Below are 21,475 nucleotides of genomic sequence, written 5' to 3'. Positions count from 1 at the left end.
CAACGTAGATTTTATCCATCGATTGGAATCGCCGTGTCCTCTAATAACGCCGTCCATCACGTACCGGCCCGCCAGCCGGCCATGACGCTTTGCCACCAGCCAATGCCTAAGGGGTTTTAATTGCACGACGACCGCCGGATCACTGAACAGCGTCTCGATCGATTCGTTCGGGAACGTCTTCTTCCGGCCATTTACGGTAGGTCCGTCCCGCTGCAGCTGAGCAGCTGGGACGCGCCCGGAGAACCCGTGCCCGCAGCGGAGGCCATGCGCCAGCTTTTCACGCCCCAGGAGCCGGGGGCACCTTGGGGTAAGCCGTGGAGTACCAAGTGGCTCCGGCTCCAGGGTGAAGTTCCGGAAGGCTGGGGTTCAGCCGAGGGGACGGCGGTGGAAATCATCGTGGACCTCGGTTTCAACAGCGACGTGCCGGGGTTCCAATGTGAAGGCACGGCCTGGCGTGCCGATGCCAGCATCATCAAAGCGATCTCGCCGCGTAACTACCACGTTCCGCTGAAGCTGCTCGGCGGCGGATTGTCCGTTGACTTCTATGTTGAGGCGGCAGCCAACCCGGATGTGGCGCAGGGTTGGTCATTTGCGCCTACCCTTTTGGGGGATAAGGCGACCTCGGGCGGGGAACCCCGGTATCGCCTGGGCCGGATTGCCATTGCCGAACTCAACGAGACGGTGTGGGAACTCAACCAGGACGTTTGGACATTGAGCGGGCTCATGCACGAGCTCCCCATGGACCTGCCGCGCCGCCACGAAATCCTTCGGGCCCTGGAACGGATGCTGGACATCATGGATCCGGATGACGTCGCGGGAACGGCTGCCGCAGGCCGCGAGGCATTGGCAGAAGTGCTGAGCCGGCCCGCCTATGCTTCGGCCCACGAACTTGTGGCAACTGGCCATGCGCACATCGATTCTGCATGGTTGTGGCCTGTCCGTGAAACCATCCGCAAGTGTGCCCGCACGTTTTCCAACGTGGTGGCCCTCATGGACGAGGACCCCGACTTCGTCTTCTCGTGCTCCTCAGCCCAGCAGATGGCCTGGATCAAGGAATTTTATCCCGAGCTCTTTGTCCGCATCCGGGAAAAGGTCAGGGCCGGGCAGTTCGTTCCCGTCGGTGGGATGTGGGTTGAATCGGACACCAACATGCCCGGTGGCGAGGCCATGGCGCGCCAGTTCGTGGAAGGCAAGAGCTTCTTCCAAAAGGAATTCGACGTGGAGTGCCAGGAAGCATGGCTGCCCGATTCCTTCGGTTACTCGGGAGCACTGCCACAGATCGTCAAGTCGGCAGGTTTGCGATGGTTCCTTACGCAGAAGATTTCCTGGAACAAAGTGAACCTGATGCCGCACCACACCTTCACCTGGGAAGGCATTGATGGCACCCGGTTGTTCACTCATTTCCCGCCCGTAGACACGTACAACGCAGAGCTCCACGCCCGCGAGCTTGCGCATGCGGAGCGCAACTACCGTGAGCACGGCCGCGGAACCATGTCACTGGTTCCCTTCGGTTATGGCGACGGCGGTGGCGGTCCAACCCGTGAGATGGTGGCCGCAGCACGCCGCACCGCAGATCTTGAAGGTTCGCCCAAGGTCCGGATGGGCACGGCCAAGGACTTCTTCACGGCGGCCGAAGCCGAGTACCGCAACCTCCCGGTGTGGGTGGGCGAGATGTACCTGGAGATGCACCGTGGAACGTACACCAGCCAGGCGAAGACCAAGCGCGGCAATCGGCGCAGCGAACACCTATTGCGTGAAGCAGAACTGTGGTGCTCCACGGCCGCAGTGCGCCTTGGCGAGGCATATGCCTATCCCGAAACGGAGCTCAAGAGGCTCTGGCGGTTGGTGCTCCTGCAGCAATTCCACGACATCCTGCCGGGCAGTTCCATTGCGTGGGTCCACCAGGACGCCGAGCGGAATTACGAGGCGATCGCCCGCGATCTCGAGGTCATCATCGGCCAGGCCGCCCAGGCGCTTGTCGGCCAAGGAGACAAGCAGTTCCTGCTCAATGCGGCCCCGCACAAGAGGGGCGGCGTGCCGGCACTGGCCGTTGGGGAAGCGGTGAAACCGGAGGCAGGTGTTGATGCCGGCGAGAAGGGTGGCGGCTACATCCTGGACAACGGAATCATCCGCGCTGTCGTGGACAGCGACGGCTTGCTGACCTCGCTCATGGACCATGCCACTGGCCGTGAGGCGATGGTGCCCGGTCAGCCCGGCAACCTGCTTGAGCTGTTCAGGGATACTCCCAATGAATGGGACGCCTGGGACATCGAGGAGTTCTACCGGCGCAACGTCACCCAACTGACCCAAGCGGAAACCATCGATCTTGAGCGCACGGAGGAAGGCGCCGTCGTGGTGGTCAAGCGTACGGTTGGTGCCTCCACCATCACGCAACGGATAACGCTCGACGCCGGTGCGGAGTCGCTGGGGATCTCCACCACAGTGGACTGGCAAGAACGCGAAAAGATGCTCAAGATAGCCTTCCCACTGGATGTCCGCGCGGACCGCTCGGCCTCCGAGACCCAGTTTGGCCATGTGTTCCGGCCGACCCACACGAACACATCATGGGATGCTGCGAAGTTCGAGATCTGCGCGCATCGCTGGATCCACGTTGCCGAGCCTGGTTATGGCGTAGCCGTCAGCAACGCTTCCAGCTACGGGCACGACGTCACCAGAGCTGTCCGCGGAGACGGGGGGACGACCACCACCGTCCGTGTCTCGCTGCTGCGCTCCGCCAGGTTCCCGGACCCTGAAGCAGACCGCGGCGAGCACACACTTGAGCTGTCCCTTAGGCCTGGAGCAGGGATCGGGGATGCCGTGGAGGAGGGCTACCGCACCAACTTGAAGCCCCGCTATGTCACTGGTGCCAAGCCAGTGGAACCTCTGCTGTCCGTGTCCAACCCTGCCTTGGTAGTGGAGGCAGTGAAGCTGGCTGAGGATGGCTCCGGAGACGTCATTGTGCGTCTTTACGAATCCTTGGGACAACGCTCAGCCGGTGTTGTCAGGGCCAATTTTGAAGCTCATGGCGTCCTGGCCACGGACCTGCTGGAGCGGCCGGTAGAGGCCCCTGGAGTGAGTGTGGGGCAGGACGCAGCCGAGCTGGTCCTGCGCCCGTTCCAATTGGTCACCTTGCGGTTCGCCCGATAAAGGCTGGGCGCGCCTGAAGGCCGGGCGCGCCTGATGGCTGGGTGGCCTGATGGCTGGGTGGGCCTGGTGGCTGGGCGGGCCGGGGCGACCGCGCGAAGAGCTTTAGACGTCGTGCTGGAGCCGCTTCACGAACAGCTTGGTCCGTTCCTGCCGGGGTGCGCGCAGCACTTCGGCAGCAGGGCCCCGCTCCACCACAACGCCGCCATCCATGAAGATGACCTCATCAGCCACATGTTGGGCGAAGGCCAACTCATGCGTCACGATCACCATGGTCCAGCCTTCCTCGGCGAGTTCCTTGATGACGCCCAGGACGTCACCGACGAGCTCGGGATCCAATGCCGAGGTTGGCTCGTCGAACAACAGCAGCTGGGGCTGGAGCGCCAACGCACGGACGATGCCCACGCGCTGCTGTTGTCCGCCGGAGAGCTCGAACGGATAAGCATCCCGCTTGTCAGCCAGGCCAACCCGCTCAAGCAATCGCTCGGCTTCAGCGATGGCCTCTGCCTTCGGGCGCTTCTGTACCTGGACCGGACCCTCGATGATGTTCTTCAGGACAGTCATGTGCGGGAACAAGTTGTAGTGCTGGAACACCATGGCACTGCGGTCCCGCAGCGCAGCGATCTCCCTCTTGCCCACTTTGGCGCCGAAATCGATCGAGAGGCCGTCAGACGTCTCGCTTGCAGGGCCGGAGCCGGGGCCCGTGCCGCCAAAGGTGACAGTACCGGCGTCGGGAATTTCAAGGCCGTTAAGCGAGCGCAAGACAGTGGTCTTGCCCGAACCTGAGGGACCGATGAGGGCCACCACCTGGCCGCGCCGGATGTCGATATCGATGTCGCGGAGCACTACGTTGTTGCCGAAGGCTTTAGCGAGGTTCCGGGCCTTGAGGACCGAGGTGACGCGTGGTTCGCGCTGTTGAGGTGCATCAGTGGGCGACATAACGGTCCAATCTCCGTTCCACGGCGGACTGCGCGGTGGAAAGGACCAGGCAGATGACCCAGTAAACCAGGGCTGCCTGCAGGTACAGGGCCATGAACTCCTGGCTGAACGCAGCGATTTGCTGGGCGTTGCGGAAGAGTTCAGTGACCAGGATGAGTGAAGCGAGCGAAGTGTCCTTAACCAGGGAAATGAAGGTGTTGGACAAGGGTGGAACGGACACGCGTGCCGCTTGCGGAAGGATGATGCGCACCAGCGCTTGGGGGCGGGACATCCCGATGGTGTGACCGGCTTCCCATTGTCCCTTGGGCACTGAAAGTATCGCAGCCCGGATGATCTCGGCAGCGTAGCCGCCCACGTTCAAGGAGAAGGCGATGATGGCGCTCGGCCAGGGATCCAGTCGGATGCCAATGCTGGGAAGGCCGAAGAAAATCACGAACAGCTGCACCAGCAGAGGAGTACCCCGGATAACCGAGACGTAGAAGCGACCTATGCCGGACAGCAGCCAATTCGAGCTCAGCCGCAACAGCGCCACCACCAAGGCCAACACCAGGCCCACAGCAAAGGAGGCCAGCGTAAGGGGGATGGTGCCCGTTACGGCACCGCTGATGATCGGCCCGAAGGAACTCCAGATGAGGTCCCAGTTCATTTATTTGGTGACATCCGCACCGAAGTACTTTTCGGAGATCTTCGTCAGGGTTCCATCTGCCCGGAGGTCATCCAGCGCCTTGTCTACAGCCTTGGTCAGCTCTGTGGAACCCTTCCGGAACACCATGGCGCTCTCGGTCTTGTCCGGCGCTTCGGCGGCCACCTTCAATCCGGAATCGGGTGTGGTTTTCGCGTAGTCCAGGTAGGTGAGTTTGTCGTTCACCGTTGCGTCCACGCGTCCCTGCTGTACGAGGGTGGCCGACTGGGCCCAGCCTTCCACTGCCTGAACGTTGGCGCCGGCCTCTACGGCCATCTTGTAGAAGTTGCTGGTCAGCGACTGCGCGGTGGTCTTGCCCTTGAGGTCGGCGAAGCTGTTGATGCTGGAATTGTCCTTCTTGGTCACTACAACGCCGGTGGAGACGGTGTAGGGCTTGGAGAACTCGTACTTGGCTTTGCGCTCGGCATTGATGGAGATCTGGTTGGCGATGGTATCGAAGCGCTTGGCGTCCAAGCCCGCAAAAATGCCATCAAATTGCGTCTCTTGGAAGCTCGCCTTCACGCCCAGCTTTTCAGCCACCGCTTTGGCAATCTCGACGTCGTAGCCCGTCAGTTCACCAGCGCCCTCGGCATGGAAGCTGAACGGGCGGTAGGTTCCTTCCGTTGCGATGACGAGTTCGCCCTTGGATTTCACATCGGACAAGGATGTATCGCCACCGGACTGGGCTGGAGTGGGACCGCCACCGCAGGCAGAGAGCGCAAGGGCGGCGGCGGCCAGGGTAGCGGCGAAAAGAGAACGGCGGGAGCGAAGGCTGGTCATGGAGCCATCTTAGTCGCGGGCCAATGCGGATTCCCGGCAGGGAAGGCTTGGAGACTTGTGGAAGGGGTGGTTAAAAAGGCTGAGTGGGGGCGGTCCCCAACAGCCCGCCACCACTCATCCCCCCAATTGTGATCACGTGGGCGCCACATTCACCGGAAACCCGTTCTCTGATTCCGGTGCCAGGCTGCAACCGCGTTCACACATTCATGATTGTGCCACGATCTAATGGTTTTGTGAAAGTCTTACGCTGTGCGTCTTGCTTTGCGTCTGGCAAATGCCTTGGAAAACCAGATCCCGGCGAGCCCAATGGCCGTGGCCAGCACGGCGGAGTAGTTAATCAGGGAACGCAGCCACAGGTGCACCAGCGGGATCAGTGGGAAGAGCTGGGACAGCAACAGCAACGCCAGCCCAACAAACAGGAGGGCCGAGGCGGCACGCAGCAGCGCAGGGTAGCGGCCTACGACGGTCCGCCAGATTGCGGGCAACAAACAGGCTGATACATATCCGGGATAGAAGCGGCCCAGAGCCGCGTAAGCCTCCATGGATGGTCCCCAGGTCAGCCCTGTCATGCCCACCGTGGAACCGCGCGTGTCTGTGATGGCAAAGAAGAACGTGGTCAGTGCCACCGTGATTCCCAGGACCGTCAGCCCCCAAGGGCCACGAATAGCCCGTTCCGCTGATCTGGAAGCGAAACCCATGGCAATCTTGATGCCCATCAGCAGGAAGGTGCCGTAGAGCAGGAACCGCAGAATCAGGTTCGTTACGTTAACGCCGCCGAGCAGGGCATCGATGGCAAGGTACGGGCCTTCGATGCTGAGGAGGATATCCAGGGTGATCAGCGCGAAAATGTAGAAAACCACCCGGTTCTCACCCCTGAGCAGGCTCGGAATCCGCGCGATGGTGATCGCCAGGCACACAATCAGCGTTGCCCAAGGCAGGACAGCCGTCATCCGAGATTCTCCCAAATTCGTTCAGTTCGTTCGTGGTCTTGTTCCTGACGGCGCAGCGTTTTGCCCAGCGCCTGGAGTCGTTCGCCTGCCAGGGTCACCAGCTCGCCCAGCGTCATCCGGTCGAGTGCTTCCTGGCGTCCGTTGGGCGACCAGCCGGCTTCGGCTTCGGTGATCAGCCCTCCGGCGACCAGCCCGCCCGCCGGTCCGACGCCGGCAGCCCGCGACGTCGCGATGGCCAGCTCGGGAGGAAGCCTGTTGGCTGTCAGGTGGGCGGAGAAGTTCTGTGGTGCGATCCCGGTGGCTTCGCTGACCCGGTGCCGCAACTCGCCGTCGTCGATTGCATCCACCCAGTTGCGCACCGCGGTGGGGTGCGGTGTTGGCGATAGTCCCGTGACGGAGACGGACCCCGGCTCACTGCGTTCCACCACCGCGCGCAACAAATCCATGGTGGCTATCTGGCTCACCAGTTCATCAGGCGTGGGTGGGACGGGATCGCCCCGAAGGTCTGCGTAGAGGTCAAACGTGGCCAGGGCTTGGACGGGACTGATGTGGTAACCCCGGCTGATGCTGACCAGCGTTGACTCCGCCACCTTGCCGCGGACCAGCTGTTGGGCCAGCGTTGTCCGTTTTATCCCGGAAATCCTGCAGACGTCCGCTGTGCTGGCGTTGGGTGCAACGCCGTGAAGCCAGCGTTGGAACGCCTTGGACGGTAAGGGCATGGAGGGCTTTCTGGGGTATTTCAAACGGGCAAGTCCGGCATCTTCCAAAAAGGAACCGGAGCGAAGGTACGGATTGATTTTACGCCGACGCCACATTGAATTATGCTTGATGCTTGAACCCGTTGGTCCGTACACCCCCCAAGTCCGGACCAGCGGGTTTTTCCATGCCCTTGGGAATCACGGGCATGGAAGCCGCGTTTGATAGATGAACCCACGCTTGTTTGCCGTGCTGGTGATGTAGACGCGAGCGCCGTGTTGGCGCTGCGAGAGGAATAGAGAATGACTGCAACCTTGGTGGCCAAGGATCTTGCCGGTGGCCACGGCCACCGCACGCTCTTTTCGAAGCTTTCCCTCACCGTTGCGCCGGGTGATGTGGTGGGCGTCGTCGGAGCGAACGGCGCTGGCAAATCCACGCTTCTGCGCATCCTCTCAGGCGTGGACCAGCCGCAGGAGGGGACCGTCAGCCTGGCTCCGTCGGACGCCTTTGTGGGCTGGTTGCCCCAGGAACACGAGCGCACCGCGGGCGAAACCATCGCAGCATACATTGCGCGCCGCACGGGCTGTGCACAGGCCACCGCAGAAATGGAGGCCACAGCCGAGGCACTCGGTTCCGGTGCTCCAGGAGCAGATGATGCATATTCTTTGGCCTTTGACCGCTGGATGGCATCCGGTGCAGCAGACCTGGAGGACCGCATTCCTGCTGTATTGGCGGATCTTGGGCTTGAACTTGGCACCGATGCCCTCATGACAGGGCTCTCCGGGGGGCAGGCTGCCCGGGTTGCTTTGGCTGCGCTGCTGCTCAGCCGCTTCGATGTTGTTCTTCTTGATGAACCCACCAATGACCTGGACCTTGATGGCCTGGCCAGGCTGGAAGCGTTCGTGCAGGGCCTGCGCGGAGGAGTGGTTCTGGTGTCCCACGACCGTGAGTTCCTGGCCCGCTGCGTCACCACCGTAGTGGAACTGGACCTCGCCCAGAACTCCGTGGCTGTCTACGACGGCGGCTACGAAGCATTCCTCGAAGAGCGCGCCGTCGCCAAGCGCCACGCCCGCGAACGCTACGAAGAGTTTGCCAACACCAAGGCCGATCTTGTGTCCCGCGCACGGACCCAGCGCGAGTGGAGCTCCCAGGGCGTCCGCAATGCGATGAAGAAGAACCCTGACAACGACAAAATCCGCAGGGCAGCGAGCACGGAGTCTTCCGAAAAGCAGGCACAGAAGGTCCGCCAGATGGAGTCGCGTATCGCCCGCCTCACCGAGGTGGAGGAGCCGCGCAAGGAATGGCAACTGCAGTTCAGCATCGGTCAGGCACCCCGCTCAAGTGCCGTCGTCGCCACTCTTCGTGACGTGGTGGTCCGGCAAGGCGATTTCACGCTGGGACCGGTCAACCTGCAACTCAACGGCGGTGAGCGCATCGGCATCACCGGGCCCAACGGCGCCGGTAAGTCCACTCTCCTGCGCTTGCTGCTGGGCACCCGGAAACCGGACGACGGCGAGGCCTCCATGGGCGCGTCTGTCGCCATCGGCGAAATCGACCAGGCCCGCGGACTGCTCGACGGCGGACGGCAGCTTGGCGACGCCGTCGAAGCTGTGCTGGTGGACTGGAATAGTGCCGACGTCCGCACGCTCCTGGCCAAGTTCGGCCTCAAAGCGGACCACACCTCGCGGACAGTTGACTCTCTGTCCCCGGGGGAGCGTACGCGCGCCGCGCTGGCCCTCCTGCAGGCCCGGGGCGTGAACCTGTTGGTGCTGGATGAACCCACCAACCACCTTGACCTCCCTGCGATCGAGCAACTTGAAGAAGCGCTGGAAAGCTACGAAGGCGCCCTCCTGCTGGTCACCCACGACCGGCGACTGCTGGAGAACGTTCGGCTCGATTCGCGATGGCACCTGGAAAACGGCCGTGTCCAGGAGCTTCACCACATCCCCGGCCAGGAGAAGTAACCATGAGCATGGATGGCGTTGCCTGGAGCTCGCTGCACAAGATCACGCGTGCCCAGAGCGGCTCGCAACCGTTCTCGAAGGAAACGCTGAAGCGCGTGCTTGGCTTTGCCGCGCCCCACAAGGGCAAGCTCACAGCCTTCGTCATCGCCTCGATTGCGGGAGCCTTCCTGGCCGTCGCCACGCCAGTGCTTGCCGGGCAAGTGGTTGACGCGATCATTGCCAAGGCAGGCGTGGGCACGGTGATCTGGCTGGCCGTCCTCATTGCGGTTGTGGCTGTTGGCGAGGCTGGAATCGGACTCGTGACCCGATGGCTGTCCTCCACCATCGGCGAGGGCGTCATTGTGGACCTCCGTACCCGCGTGTTCGACCATGTGCAGCGTATGCCCATCGCTTTCTTCACCCGGACACGGACCGGCGCGCTGGTCAGCCGCCTGAACAACGACGTCATCGGGGCGCAGTCAGCGTTCGCAGGCACCTTGTCCGGCGTGGTGAGCAACGTCGTGGCGCTCGCCTTGACCCTTGTGGTCATGCTCAACACGTCCTGGCTGGTCACCGTCCTGGCCATGGTGTTGCTGCCGATCTTCCTCATACCTGCCCGACGCATGGGTTCCAAACTGGCGGACCTCCGACGCGAGGCAGCGGCACACAACGCTGCCATGGGTACGCAGATGACCGAAAGGTTCTCCGCTCCCGGCGCCACATTGGTAAAACTTTTCGGCAGGCCGGACGAGGAATCCCGGGAGTTTGCTGCCCGGGCCGGCCGCGTGCGTGACATCGGCATCCGCACCGCCATGCTGCAGTTCACCTTCGTCACCGCGCTGACGTTGGTCTCGGCCTTGGCTCTGGCCCTCGTTTACGGATTGGGCGGCTGGCTTGCCCTCGGTGGACAACTGGCGCCAGGCGATGTTGTGGTCCTGGCCCTTCTCCTTACGCGTCTCTACGCTCCGCTCACCGCGCTCTCCAACGCGCGCGTGGAAATCATGAGCGCACTTGTCAGCTTCGAGCGGGTCTTCGAGATCCTGGACCTGCAACCCCTCATCACGGAAAAGCCGGACGCGGTGGCCCTTCCGTCCGGACCTGTCGCCGTGGAATTCCACGACGTCCGCTTTTCCTACCCGTCGGCGGACAAAGTGTCCCTCGCCTCCTTGGAAGACGTGTCAACCTTGGACACGCGCGGCGGCGAGGAAGTGCTGCACGGTATCAGCTTCCGCGTTGAGCCGGGCCAGACAGTGGCATTGGTGGGCTCGTCCGGCGCAGGAAAGTCCACAGTGGCCCAACTGCTGTCCCGCCTCTACGACGTCGATTCCGGTGCCGTGCGTCTGGGTGGGCGCGGACCTGGCACCGGCGTGGATGTCCGGGATCTCCGCTTTGACTCCCTGCGGGACACCCTGGGAATGGTGACCCAGGACGGCCACCTTTTCCACGAAACCATTGCCTCCAACCTGCGCCTGGCCCGGCCGGATGCCACGGAAGAAGACATGTGGGAGGTGCTCAGGCGTGCACGCCTGGAACCCATGATCCGATCCCTTCCGGACGGCCTGGAAACAGTTGTTGGGGAGCGTGGGTACCGGCTCTCCGGTGGAGAAAGGCAACGTCTCACCATCGCACGTTTGCTCATCAAGCAGCCGCGCGTGGTGATTCTTGATGAGGCAACCGCAGCGCTGGACTCCACCAATGAAGCCGCCGTCCAGGCAGCCTTGGGGGAAGCGCTCGAGGGGCGTACCGCCGTCGTGATTGCCCACAGGCTGTCCACCATCCGTGCCGCGGACGTCATCCTGGTGGTAGAGGACGGCAGGATCGTGGAACGCGGCACGCACACGGAGTTGCTTGTTGCCGACGGCCGCTATGCCGAGTTGTACCGGACCCAGTTCGCGGAAGCCACGGCGGTGGCCGAGGAAGCTGTTCCGGAGCCCAACTGAGTCGCATTTGTGCGCGTTTTGAGTGCTCAAAACGCGCACAAATGCGACCTACTTGGGTGACCTACTTAGGCGAGGCGAGGCGAGGGCAGGAAGGACGTGGTCCGTCAGCAGTGGTGCGAGATCCCCGGGCAGAGATGCTGTGAGGTCCAGCCAACGGACCTCGGCGATCTCGGCGGAAGGGTGCGCTTCCCAGGTTCCAGGAGCCGTGAAAACTGTGGCCTCAATGTTGGTTGCGGCCTCGTTGGCAGCCACCGCGAGCCAGGCGCCCAGGGGTTCAAGCTCCCACGGGGCGATCTCGATGCCCACTTCCTCGAGCAACTCGCGGGACGCAGCCTCGGCAGCTGTTTCACCGGACTCGGGTTTGCCGCCCGGGTGCATGAATTTGTCCGTGCCCCGTTTGCGGACGGTCAGAAGCTGGCCCTCCTTGTTGTAAACGCACACGGCGCTGACCACGATCACATCAGTAATGCTCATGCTTGCCTCCCGGCGTTCGTTCGGACCAGATGCGATTCCAGCAGCAGATCCTTTGCGGGACCGCGGACATCCCAGGTGAAACTGAACGCATCCGGGCCTTCCCAGGTGTACTTCACGTAATAGTCATCGGGATCGCACCAATGTTTGTCCTGGTTGGCCTGCTCCGCAAAGCTCATCACATGGAATGGCCGGCCATCGGGGAAGAAGACGTCCATGGAATTTGGTCCAGGGCCTGGCTTGAGGAGATACTCGCGGAACGCCGGGCCTGTGTGGGTGGGCCAGTGCATGGTTCCGTCTTCGCGGTAGTGAAGGCCATCGCCGTCGGGCTCTTCCGTGTACTGCACGACGCCGGTAAAAGTTCCGCGGGTGCCGGAGGCCCTGTCCAGGAGAGTCCGCTCCACATTCCACGTGCCGGCCAAATAGGCACGCAAGTCCTGGATGGGCTGCTGCTGGTTCAAGTGCCCTCGATTGGAATCGAACCAACGACACCGGCTTTAGGAGAGCCGTGCTCTATCCACTGAGCTACGAGGGCCTGCGTGTCCATCCCCGGGAGTACCGTTACGGAGCTCCTTGGCCGGACACGACTACAAGCATACAAGCTGCCGGGCCAGTGCCCGAACACGGCTAGGCTGGCCGTCATGAGAGGGCATGCGACACCACCGGAAACCACCGGCACATTCCTCCCGGATGTCCGCGCGACACGGGCAAACATTGGCGGCTGGGCCCAGTTGAGTGTGGTCCAGTATTTCGTTGCCGAGGCTGCTGTCATCGAGGCCTGGGCCGGTCCTGAACCCTACAGCAGAGCTACCGGGTTCATCAGCGACCTCGGCGCAGTATCGTGCGGGGTCTACGAAGACCGGGCAGTCTGCTCCCCTTTACATGGGCTGATGAACGCCTCTTTTGTAGTGCAGGGCCTGGCATTGATCCTTGGTGCGGTGTTCCTGACAGCAGGGCTTTTGTGCGTGGCAGCGCGTCCAGGTGTGCATGCCCAGCGCTTCCACACCGCCACAGCCGACAAAGAGCCCCGGACCCGGGTCTTGGCCAAACCATGGATCATGGCTGTGGCCATCCGAATACTCACGGGTGTTTCAGGCGCCGGGACGGTCATCGTTGGCCTGGTTCCAGAGGATGTGGGCTCCCCATGGCATTTTGCCGGCGCCCTCATGTTCTTCGTCGGCGGTGGCTTCGCATTGCTTCTGCTGGGCATCCTCTGGTTCCGGCAGACCCCGATGAGCTGGTTCATCGCCGCCTGCGGCGCCCTCTGTATCGGGGCACTCATCGTTGGCGGGATCACGGGAATGGAGGTGCCCCAGCCCGGAACACTGGAGAGACTGATGGGCTACCCGGTCACCATTGGCTTGGCAGCTGCCGGCCTGGTCATCGCCCAGCGCGTGCAAACGGTGCGGAAAGCGGCGAAGGCCCTGCGGTAAATCCGGTCCTGCGGTAAAACTGCCCTGGGGGGGCAGGAGCGGGACGGTGACCGTGGACGGATGCCACAGCCACCGCTCCCGGTTAGGGGATGCTCTGCCAGAACCAGCGGATCAGGTCAACCGAAAGTCGGATGACATTCACCATAAGGTTCAAAGCGCCCCAAGGCTTCTCGCGCTTTCGCTTCGAAGTCATCGGACACCTCCTCCCGTAGGAAAAGGTGCAATCACGGACCATAAGAATGCCACTTGCCCAAATTCTGCAAGCGCGTCATTAGAGAAAATCCGCTCGGGGGCCTAGTCTTGATGTGTGAGCACCAAGGACTAGACCCTTGATCGCACAACATAGGTGCCCTGCGCCTAAACAATGACCCGCTTGCCGGCGGGTCAATTGTTTTAACGAAGGGGTGGGCGGTTGGCCCACTGGGATAACACTATCGTTTTTATTTTGCCCGCTTCCTCCGCCTTGCGCATCCGGCGTCAGCCGTCAGCCGTCAGTGCCGTTGAAAGCGTGCGTCCGCGGGACTCCGGGACTATTCTGACGCTATGACGACGGCGGGTGGTCCGCTCGGCAGGGACCGGGGACTTCTGCCTGACCTCGCTGGCCGGCGCGAGCTGATTGGGGGTTGGGCCGCGATTACCCTCATCCACTATTTCGTGGTGGAAGCCATGGCGATGGCTGTGTGGCAAGGCAATCCAGGCTATGACCGGCGCGCCCACGTCATCAGTGATCTTGGCGCGGCCCACTGCGGTCCCTTCAACGGTTACGAGGTGTGCTCGCCGCTTAATTGGCTGATGAATGCCTCGTTCGTGCTCCAAGGGGTTGCCATGGTCCTCGGGGCGGTGCTGTTGAGCTCGGCTGTCCTCTCTGTGGCGGCTGAATCCGGTGCCCGGGTTATCCGGCCGGGAATGGCATCACCAGCCGCGGCATTTCCCTGGATTGCGGCCGGGGCAGTCAGGGTGCTGGTCCTCGTAGCGGGCATCGGCCAGGCAATGGTTGGCCTGATCCCGGAAGACACCGACCTGGCGCTGCATCTGACCGGCGCGGGACTGTACTTCATCGCCGGACCCCTGTCCTTGGTGATACTGGGTCTGGTATGGCGGGGGCACACGCAGATGTGGGGGATGGTGCTCTTGTTCGGGGTTGTTTCCCTGGGAGCAACCATCTACGTCCTTGCGGTGCAGTTGCGCGTCGAGGAGCCGGGCGCCATCGAGCGCACCATGGCGTATCCGATCATCCTGGGGTTGTCCTTGGTGGGCCTGATAGTGGCTCACCGCGTCACAAGGGAACGGAAAGCTGTCAGGGCTGTTTCGCGTTCTTCCGTCCAAGGAACACAGCCGCCACGCCGCACAGCAGGCTGATCAGGAACAGTACCCACGACGCAATGGTGACGGCGGAGGCCAGGGCAACCTGACCGGCGTCGGGCGTTTCCGTAGCCAGCATCGAATCAATGGCGACGTTGGACCACAAGTGAGCCACGGCGAAAAGCAGGGGAGCGGCCCACAATGCCCAGCGCCACGACTTTCGGGCAACGTTGGTGCCGATGAGCAGGAGCCAACTGAAGCCGAAGATCAGCGGAAAGAGCGTGCCGGCAGTCTTATGGACGTAGTTCAACTGGCCTCTGGCGGCCTCGTCCATCGCGGCGCGAAGCTGGGCGACGTAGTCCTGGGAGAACCCGCCGATCAGCGAATCCGGCATGGCGAGCCCGCCTGAAAGCTGCGTCATTTGGTTCAGCGTCAACAAGTGCAGGTACCAGAACAGGAACAAGCTGGCCACAACTCCTGCGATGACAATCAGCTTGGAGTTGCTCTGCGCCTTCTCGGGGGTCCGCCGCGTGGTGGGATTGATCACGGGTGGGAGGGTGTGCTCAGGGACCACCGCCTTGGCTCCGTGCTTCTTGATGCGCTGCGCTGGTGTCTTGGCCATGTCATTCATTATCCCGCCACATAAGCTGGGACCATGACCACCGGCAGGCACACCGCAACTGAACTCGATCCATCACTTGATGACTACCAATTGGCCACCGCGCTGGTCCGCGAGGCAGGGCAACTGGCGCTGCTCATGCGGATGGGCGGACTACAGGGCACGCGCAAGACGTCAGTGTCCGACGTCGTCACGGCAGCCGACCATGCGGCCGAGGCTTACGTCTTGGAACAGTTGCAACGCTGCCGCCCGGAGGATGGCATCCTGGGCGAGGAAGGCACTTCTGTTGCCGGTACCAGTGGCCGGACCTGGGTGATCGATCCTGTGGATGGAACCTACAACTTCCTGCATGGCTCCACGTACTGGTGCTCGGCCATTGCCCTTAAACGCGACGATTCAGATCACGGCGGCAATCCCGTTGCTGATCCCTCCGTAGTGCTCGGGGCCATCTACCAGCCCGAACTGGACAAGCTCTGGCTAGGCGGCGAAGAGCATCCGGCCAGCCTGAACGGAGAACGCATTTCAGGTTCCGGAGACCTCTCTGTTGGCCAAATCTGCGCAGCAACCTACATCCACCCCACCTGGTTGGCGGACCCCCGCACTGCCATGCCCTGGCATGCCGCTGCCGTCTCCGCCGCATCACTGCGGATGTTCGGTTCAGGCTCGTGCGACCTCGGCCGTGTGGCTGATGGCGAACTCGGCTGCTGGTTCCAGCACAGCTGCCCGGAATGGGACTGGCTCCCAGGCAAGGCGATCGTCCGCGCTGCAGGCGGCGACACCGCCGTCGTGCAGGTCAACGGGATTAACTGGTTCATCGCAGGAGGCCCGACGGCGGTCCGCGAGCTGAGTGGGGCCCTCACCTCAGTACCGCAGTTTGCGTAGTTTTTTGATCGCCTGGGCGGTGCTCTCGTTGGGGGTGGCCCTTGAGTGTCAGAGGCACCGCCTAGACTGGTAGTCACCATGGATATGTTGTTCGACCCCTACGCAGACGGCCCCTTCAACGCAGGCTCCAAAGCCGCTACCAAGGCTGCCCCGGAGCTTTCGCACGCGGGCGGCGGCGCATCCCGTGCCCGGTTCGGTGAGGGCAGCGGTGGGTCCAGCACTGGAACAAATGAACGTCCTGCCTCCGGTGGTTGGGGTAACCAGGAGGCCGGTAGGCTTCCGTCCGCCGACGCCCTCCTCCAAGGCTTGAACCCACAGCAGGAAGAAGCCGTGAAGCACGCCGGCAGTCCGTTGCTGATCGTTGCGGGTGCGGGCTCAGGCAAAACCCGTGTGTTGAGTAACCGGATCGCCTACCTGATCGCCACCAAGCGTGCCCACCACGGCGAAATCCTGGCAATCACCTTTACCAACAAGGCCGCCGCGGAGATGCGCGAACGTATCGAAGCCCTGGTGGGTGGGCGGGCCAAGGCCATGTGGATCTCCACGTTCCACTCCTCCTGTGTTCGCATCCTGCGCCGCGAGGCTGCAAATGTGGGCCTGAACTCGAACTTCTCCATCTACGACTCCGCGGATTCCCTGCGCCTGATCACACTTGTGTCCAAGAACCTGGACCTTGATCCCAAGAAGTTCCCGCCCAAGGCCATCCAGCACAAGATCTCCGCTCTTAAGAACGAGCTCATCGACGCCGACTCCTATGTCTCCTCGGCAAACCACAACGACCCCTTCGAGCAAGCCGTGGCTGACGTGTTCAAGGGCTACACCCAGCGCCTGCGCCAAGCCAACGCCATGGACTTCGATGACCTCATCGCGGAGACCGTCTACATGTTCCGGGCCTTCCCCGCGCTCGCCGAGTCGTACCGCCGTCGCTTCCGGCACGTGCTGGTGGATGAGTACCAGGACACCAACCACGCCCAGTACGCCCTGGTGAGGGAAATCGTTGGCCTGGGCACTGATACTGACGTGGAGCCCAGCGAACTCACGGTGGTGGGAGACTCCGATCAGTCCATCTACGCATTCCGTGGTGCGGACATCCGCAACATCGTGGAGTTCGAAGCCGACTACCCCAATGCGCGCACCATCAAGCTGGAGCAAAACTACCGCTCCACGCAGAACATCCTCACCGCCGCCAACTCCGTGATTTCCCGGAACCCCAACCGCCAGGAAAAGCGGCTGTGGACGGCAGAAGGAGACGGCGAGAAGATCGTGGGCTACGTCGGAGAGAACGAGCACGACGAAGCCCAGTTCATCGCCAAGGAAATTGACCGGCTTCAGGACGAGGAAGGGCTGCGTCCTGGCGATGTCGCCATCTTCTACCGCACCAACGCCCAGTCAAGGTCCATTGAAGACGTGCTGGTCCGGGTGGGCCTGCCGTACAAAGTTGTGGGCGGCACGCGGTTCTACGAACGCAAGGAAATCAAAGACGCCCTGGCTTACCTGCGCGTCCTTGTGAACCCTGACGACGACGTCAATCTCCGCCGTGTCCTGAACGAACCCAAACGGGGGATCGGCGACCGCGCCGAGGGTGCCGTCGCTGCCTTGGCTGAACGCGAGCGGACGTCCTTTATGGCTGCCGCCCGTCGTGCTGACCAGGCGCCCGGCATGGCAACGCGTTCGGTGAACGCCGTCCTTGGCTTTGTGAAGCTGCTGGATGACCTTGCTGAGGTGGCTTCCGGGTCCGGTGCTGCCGCAGCCCTGGAGGCTGTCCTCGAGCAGACCGGATATCTTGCCGGTTTGCGCGCGAGCAACGATCCCCAGGACGAGTCCCGCGTGGAGAACCTCGCCGAATTGGTGGCCGTAGTCCGCGAGTATGAACGCGACAACCCGGACGGTTCGCTGGGCGAATTCCTGGAGCAGGTTTCCCTGGTGGCCGACGCCGACCAAATTCCTGATGCTCCCGGCGGGGACATTGACGCCGCGGTGGCCGAAGCCAAGCGCATGGGCGTTGTCACGCTCATGACGTTGCACACGGCCAAAGGCCTGGAGTTCCCGGTGGTCTTCCTGACCGGCATGGAGCACGGGATCTTCCCGCATCAGCGCTCGGCCACGGACCCCAAGGAACTGGCCGAAGAACGCCGCCTGGCCTACGTGGGCCTTACCCGTGCACGCAAACGGCTCTACGTCACGCGCTCCGAGGTGCGCAGCATGTGGGGCCAAAGCCAATACAACCCCGCCAGCCAGTTCCTGGAGGAGATTCCCTCCGAGCTGGTGGACTGGAAACGTGAAGGCATGAGCCGGCAAGCGGCAGGTGGCGGTTGGGGAAATGCTCCCATCGGCTCCAATCGCTACGGCGGCTCTTTCTGGGGTGCAGGCACGTCACGCGGGGTTGCCGCCAGCCCAACTGCCGGTTTCGACGCCGACGTCCCGGCCGCCGTCGCACGCAACCGGGTGCAGCCGCAAAAGGAAGTCATTTCCGTGGTGGTGGGGGACAAGGTCAACCACACAAGCTTCGGCAACGGCGTTGTGCTCGGAGTCGAAGGCTCGGGTGACAAGACAGTCGCCAAGGTGAAGTTCGACGTCGGTGAGAAGCGCCTGCTGCTGCGGTACGCGCCCCTGACCAAACTGGATGCCTGACGCCTCACGGCATAATTGGTGGCATGCGACGGACTGTATTGGGGATTCTTGCCGCTTTGCTCCTGGTGTTGGCCACGGGCTGCTCGTTCGCCACGAAGGACCCTGACTACGTTCCGCCGGCGCCGTTGCCTCCGCTGGAACAGCTCAAGGAGGTCCCGGTTACCGAGCAGACCGCTCTGGCCGCCGGCGAGGGCGTCACCGCGTTTGTGACGCCGGACCGCAACATCGTGTGTGCCATGACCTCCTCCAGGGGCGGCCACCTCAACATCCCCTATGAGGCGAACACGTATTCCGATGCGGCCAACAACAAGTTCGCCGTGGTGCCTGTGGTCCATTGCGAATTGGCGAAGTATGCCAAACCTGAGCCAACCGACGTCGCAGACGACTGCGGTGGCACAGGGCTGGGTTATCTCGGTGGCACGGTTCTCCTGACGCCGGACAAGGCCGTCTATGGCTCATGTCGTTCCGGCGTAACACAAATGGAGTCTGAGTTCGGGCCCAAGGGGAGCCGGAGCGGCCCCATCTCCAAGCTGCCTGAGCTGGCCGACGGCCAGAACATCGAACGCAACGGCCTTCGGTGCTCGGCCTATAACGACGGCGTTGCCTGCGGGAATGTCTCCGGTGGCGTGGCGTTCTTTGTCAGCAGGCAGGGCTACCAACTGATTTCCGACGGCGGCAAAGAGGTCACGGGGAACCTGAAACAGGCGTCGTGATCGCCGTTGAACAGACGATGAACGGCCAAAAAACCGCGTCATTCTGCGAGTTTTCTACGCGCGATAGAAGTGTAAGGTTACTCACTTAACCGGTAGTGTGTAGCTGGCGGGACTCCTCAAAGGGCTAAAGTTCCGAGAGGACCTTACGCAATGTGACCGGCTTCAATCCTGGTTGTTACCGCGTACTTTCCGCAGCTGGCTATCGCGGTCATCGCGGTTCCCGGCTGAACAGAAAACTACTTCGACGTAGAAGGACACTAAACCGTGGACCTGTTTGAATATCAGGCGCGCGATATGTTCGAAGCGCACGGTGTACCCGTGCTCGCCGGCATCGTGGCGCACACTCCTGAAGAAGCAAAGGCAGCTGCCGAGAAGATCGGCGGCGTTACTGTCGTAAAGGCACAGGTTAAGGTTGGTGGCCGCGGCAAGGCTGGCGGCGTCAAGGTTGCCAAGACTGCCGAAGAGGCGCTTGAGCACTCCACCAACATCCTGGGCATGGACATCAAGGGCCACACCGTTAATAAGGTGATGATCGCCCAGGGTGCGGACATCGCCGAGGAATTCTACTTCTCGGTCCTGCTGGACCGCGCCAACCGCAACTACCTGGCCATGTGCTCGGTTGAAGGCGGCATGGAAATTGAGCAGCTGGCTGTTGAGCGTCCCGAGGCCCTGGCCAAGATCGCCATCGATCCCGCTGTGGGCATTGACCAGGCCAAGGCTGACGAGATCGTCGCAGCCGCAGGTTTCGCTGAAGAACTGCGCGGCAAAGTGGCCGACGTCATTCTGAAGCTCTGGGACGTTTTCAAGAAGGAAGACGCAACCCTGGTTGAGGTCAACCCACTGGTGCGCACCGGCGCAGGTGACATCATTGCCCTCGACGGCAAGGTTACCCTCGACGAAAACGCGGACTTCCGCCACGTGCACCACGCACTGCTCGAGGACAAGGAATCGGCTGACCCGCTCGAGGCCAAGGCAAAGGCGCAGGACCTCAACTACGTCAAGCTGGACGGCGAAGTAGGCATCATCGGCAACGGCGCCGGTCTTGTGATGTCCACGCTGGACGTCGTTGCTTACGCTGGTGAAAACCACGGCAACGTCAAGCCCGCCAACTTCCTGGACATCGGCGGTGGAGCTTCCGCCGAAGTCATGGCCAATGGCCTGGACGTCATCCTGGGCGACTCCCAGGTCAAGAGCGTGTTCGTCAACGTCTTCGGTGGCATCACCGCTTGTGACGCTGTGGCAAAGGGCATCGTGGGTGCGCTTGCAGAGCTGGGATCCGCTGCGAACAAGCCGCTGGTCGTTCGCCTCGATGGCAACAACGTCGAGGAAGGCCGCCGCATCCTGACCGAGGCCAACCACCCGCTGGTTACCCTGGCCGCCACCATGGACGAGGGCGCCGACAAGGCCGCCGAGCTCGCCAACGCAGCTAAGTAAAGGGACGCGACAATGTCTATCTACCTCAACAAAGACTCCAAGGTCATCGTTCAGGGCATCACCGGCGGCGAAGGCACCAAGCACACCGCACTGATGCTCAAGGCCGGCACCAACATTGTTGGTGGCGTCAACGCCCGCAAGGCCGGCAGCACGGTCCTGCACGGCGAAAAGGAAATCACCGTCTTTGGCACCGTCAAGGAAGCCATCGCTGAAACCGGCGCAGATGTCTCCATCGTCTTCGTTCCGCCGGCATTCACCAAGGACGCCGTGGTTGAAGCCATCGAAGCCGGCATCGGCCTCGTTGTAGTCATCACTGAAGGCGTTCCGGTTCAGGACTCCGCCGAATTCTGGGCACTCGCCCAGTCCAAGGTTGACGCCGACGGCAACCAGATCACCCGCATCATCGGGCCGAACTGCCCCGGCATCATCACCCCGGGCGAAGCCCTGGTCGGCATCACCCCGGCAAACATCACGGGCAAGGGCCCCATCGGCCTCGTGTCCAAGTCCGGTACCTTGACCTACCAGATGATGTACGAGCTCCGCGACCTCGGGTTCTCCACCGCCATCGGCATTGGTGGCGACCCCATCATCGGCACCACGCACATCGACGCCCTGGCTGCGTTCGAAGCCGACCCGGAGACCAAGGCAATCGTCATGATCGGCGAAATCGGTGGTGACGCTGAAGAGCGCGCTGCTGACTTCATCAAGGCCAACGTCACCAAGCCGGTTGTTGGCTACGTTGCAGGCTTCACCGCTCCTGAGGGCAAGACCATGGGCCACGCAGGCGCCATCGTCTCCGGCTCCGCAGGAACCGCACAGGCCAAGAAGGAAGCCCTCGAAGCTGCAGGCGTGAAGGTCGGCAAGACGCCGTCCGAAACTGCCAAGCTGCTGCGCGAGGTTTACGCAACCCTCTAGT

18 protein-coding genes and 1 tRNA gene are annotated in these 21,475 nt (G+C 62.4%); 10 read left to right on the top strand and 9 right to left on the bottom strand.

The window, feature by feature from the left end; all coding sequences use genetic code 11:
* The first annotated feature begins 120 nt into the window (after positions 1-120).
* Positions 121-3,147 (top strand): alpha-mannosidase, encoded by a 3,027-nt coding sequence (locus AC6I97_RS19450; protein ID WP_309926932.1) that lies wholly within the window; start codon positions 121-123, stop codon positions 3,145-3,147.
* A gap of 102 nt (positions 3,148-3,249) precedes the next feature.
* Here AC6I97_RS19450 and AC6I97_RS19445 read toward each other — a convergent pair whose 3' ends face one another.
* From AC6I97_RS19445 to AC6I97_RS19425, 5 genes are all read right to left on the bottom strand, one after another.
* Entirely contained in the window at positions 3,250-4,083 is an 834-nt protein-coding gene (locus tag AC6I97_RS19445) for an amino acid ABC transporter ATP-binding protein (RefSeq protein WP_309926934.1), read from the bottom strand.
* Complete coding sequence (locus AC6I97_RS19440) at positions 4,070-4,729, bottom strand: amino acid ABC transporter permease (protein WP_224093714.1); 660 nt, start codon at positions 4,727-4,729, stop codon at positions 4,070-4,072. Before AC6I97_RS19440 ends, AC6I97_RS19445 begins: the two co-directional genes overlap by 14 nt.
* A complete protein-coding gene (locus tag AC6I97_RS19435; protein WP_309926938.1) occupies positions 4,730-5,545 on the bottom strand; it encodes an amino acid ABC transporter substrate-binding protein in 816 nt (271 codons plus the stop codon).
* Positions 5,546-5,787: 242 nt separating this feature from the next.
* Positions 5,788-6,495, bottom strand: coding sequence for a hypothetical protein (locus AC6I97_RS19430; protein WP_309926940.1), 708 nt, complete (start codon positions 6,493-6,495; stop codon positions 5,788-5,790).
* Positions 6,492-7,214 carry a hypothetical protein gene (locus AC6I97_RS19425; RefSeq protein ID WP_309926942.1) on the bottom strand — a complete coding sequence of 241 codons (723 nt, stop codon included), beginning with the start codon at positions 7,212-7,214 and terminating at the stop codon, positions 6,492-6,494. The genes AC6I97_RS19430 and AC6I97_RS19425 overlap by 4 nt, the downstream gene beginning before the upstream one ends.
* 279 nt (positions 7,215-7,493) lie before the next feature.
* Here AC6I97_RS19425 and AC6I97_RS19420 point away from each other — a divergent pair, with 279 nt between their 5' ends.
* On the top strand, positions 7,494-9,155 hold the full coding sequence (locus AC6I97_RS19420; protein WP_224166571.1) for an ABC-F family ATP-binding cassette domain-containing protein: 1,662 nt from the start codon (positions 7,494-7,496) through the stop codon (positions 9,153-9,155).
* 2 nt (positions 9,156-9,157) lie between these two features.
* Complete coding sequence (locus tag AC6I97_RS19415; RefSeq protein ID WP_309926945.1) at positions 9,158-11,074, top strand: ABC transporter ATP-binding protein; 1,917 nt, start codon at positions 9,158-9,160, stop codon at positions 11,072-11,074.
* Between the two features lie 48 nt (positions 11,075-11,122).
* Here AC6I97_RS19415 and AC6I97_RS19410 read toward each other — a convergent pair whose 3' ends face one another.
* From AC6I97_RS19410 to AC6I97_RS19400, 3 genes are all read right to left on the bottom strand, one after another.
* Positions 11,123-11,548, bottom strand: a complete 426-nt coding sequence (locus tag AC6I97_RS19410; protein WP_497946143.1) for an NUDIX hydrolase — start codon at positions 11,546-11,548, stop codon at positions 11,123-11,125.
* Complete coding sequence (locus tag AC6I97_RS19405; protein WP_497946140.1) at positions 11,545-12,006, bottom strand: DUF6314 family protein; 462 nt, start codon at positions 12,004-12,006, stop codon at positions 11,545-11,547. Before AC6I97_RS19405 ends, AC6I97_RS19410 begins: the two co-directional genes overlap by 4 nt.
* 1 nt (position 12,007) lies before the next feature.
* Positions 12,008-12,080, bottom strand: a tRNA-Arg gene (locus tag AC6I97_RS19400).
* A gap of 106 nt (positions 12,081-12,186) precedes the next feature.
* On the opposite strand from AC6I97_RS19400, the gene AC6I97_RS19395 reads away from it, so the two are divergent.
* Both AC6I97_RS19395 and AC6I97_RS19390 read left to right on the top strand, forming a co-directional pair.
* Positions 12,187-12,978 carry a DUF998 domain-containing protein gene (locus AC6I97_RS19395; protein WP_497946138.1) on the top strand — a complete coding sequence of 264 codons (792 nt, stop codon included), beginning with the start codon at positions 12,187-12,189 and terminating at the stop codon, positions 12,976-12,978.
* Positions 12,979-13,521: 543 nt separating this feature from the next.
* The gene (locus AC6I97_RS19390) at positions 13,522-14,337 is read left to right on the top strand and encodes a DUF998 domain-containing protein (RefSeq protein WP_497946135.1); all 816 of its coding nucleotides are present in this window, start codon (positions 13,522-13,524) and stop codon (positions 14,335-14,337) included.
* On the opposite strand, the gene AC6I97_RS19385 is transcribed toward AC6I97_RS19390, so the two are convergent.
* A complete protein-coding gene (locus AC6I97_RS19385; RefSeq protein ID WP_224166577.1) occupies positions 14,276-14,902 on the bottom strand; it encodes a hypothetical protein in 627 nt (208 codons plus the stop codon). The genes AC6I97_RS19390 and AC6I97_RS19385 overlap by 62 nt on opposite strands.
* Before the next feature lie 33 nt (positions 14,903-14,935).
* Here AC6I97_RS19385 and AC6I97_RS19380 point away from each other — a divergent pair, with 33 nt between their 5' ends.
* From AC6I97_RS19380 to sucD, 5 genes are all read left to right on the top strand, one after another.
* On the top strand, positions 14,936-15,781 hold the full coding sequence (locus AC6I97_RS19380) for an inositol monophosphatase family protein (RefSeq protein ID WP_497946131.1): 846 nt from the start codon (positions 14,936-14,938) through the stop codon (positions 15,779-15,781).
* A 78-nt stretch (positions 15,782-15,859) separates the two neighbouring features.
* Positions 15,860-18,412 (top strand): DNA helicase PcrA, encoded by a 2,553-nt coding sequence (gene pcrA / locus AC6I97_RS19375; RefSeq protein WP_309926957.1) that lies wholly within the window; start codon positions 15,860-15,862, stop codon positions 18,410-18,412.
* 23 nt (positions 18,413-18,435) lie between these two features.
* Complete coding sequence (locus AC6I97_RS19370) at positions 18,436-19,125, top strand: hypothetical protein (RefSeq protein ID WP_224166580.1); 690 nt, start codon at positions 18,436-18,438, stop codon at positions 19,123-19,125.
* Positions 19,126-19,389: 264 nt separating this feature from the next.
* Entirely contained in the window at positions 19,390-20,559 is a 1,170-nt protein-coding gene (gene sucC, locus AC6I97_RS19365) for an ADP-forming succinate--CoA ligase subunit beta (protein WP_224093741.1), read from the top strand.
* Between the two features lie 12 nt (positions 20,560-20,571).
* Positions 20,572-21,474: a succinate--CoA ligase subunit alpha gene (gene sucD, locus AC6I97_RS19360; protein WP_224166581.1), complete on the top strand. Its 903-nt coding sequence runs from the start codon at positions 20,572-20,574 to the stop codon at positions 21,472-21,474.
* The last annotated feature ends 1 nt before the right edge of the window (position 21,475 follow it).

This window comes from Arthrobacter sp. TmtSoilC48 (genome assembly GCF_059739425.1).
The sequence above is the reverse complement of the archived record's forward strand: the minus strand, read 5'-3'. Positions and strand labels throughout refer to the sequence as shown.